Origin of the sequence: Vibrio sp. M260118 (assembly GCF_036533755.1) — a bacterium.
Lineage (GTDB): Bacteria > Pseudomonadota > Gammaproteobacteria > Enterobacterales > Vibrionaceae > Vibrio.
Genome location: NZ_JATABG010000730.1, coordinates 1 through 416, shown reverse-complemented (window position 1 = coordinate 416; position 416 = coordinate 1). Strand labels below are relative to the sequence as shown.

General features: G+C 46.9%; 1 protein-coding gene. It reads left to right on the top strand.

The genetic code is table 11. From position 1 onward, the window contains the following. Positions 1 to 33: 33 nt before the first annotated feature. Positions 34 to 416, top strand: a 383-nt coding sequence (locus tag QTO00_RS20895; RefSeq protein WP_331426411.1) for a UUP1 family membrane protein, incomplete at its 3' end; no start/stop codon positions are given.

Here is a 416-nt window from a genome sequence, read left to right as displayed (position 1 = left end):
AATTGATCAAAAACAATAAGGTAACGTAGGCCTATGACGTCCAAAATCCCATTTTACATATCAGTTGCGTTAATCATTGCTGCGGGTATTGCTCTTAGTGTTATTCGTCACCAAAGTTACGGCGTTCCCTGGACACCTGGTGAAACTCGACAGGTTTGGGACATTGAAGCCCGTATCGAGTTCACCGGTCAAAATAAACCTGTCAAAGCGTCACTAGCCGCGCCTCACACCCAAACCGGCTTTACTCTGATAAACGAGTCGTCATCTTCTTCCGGCTACGGAGTCTCATATCTTCAAACGGAATCGGGCCGTAGAGCCGAATGGTCAGTTCGCAATGCATCTGGTCCTCAAACGATCTACTATAAAACTCAGTTCCTTGTTGACCCCCAAGCAAAAGTAGACCCCATTGCTCCGAA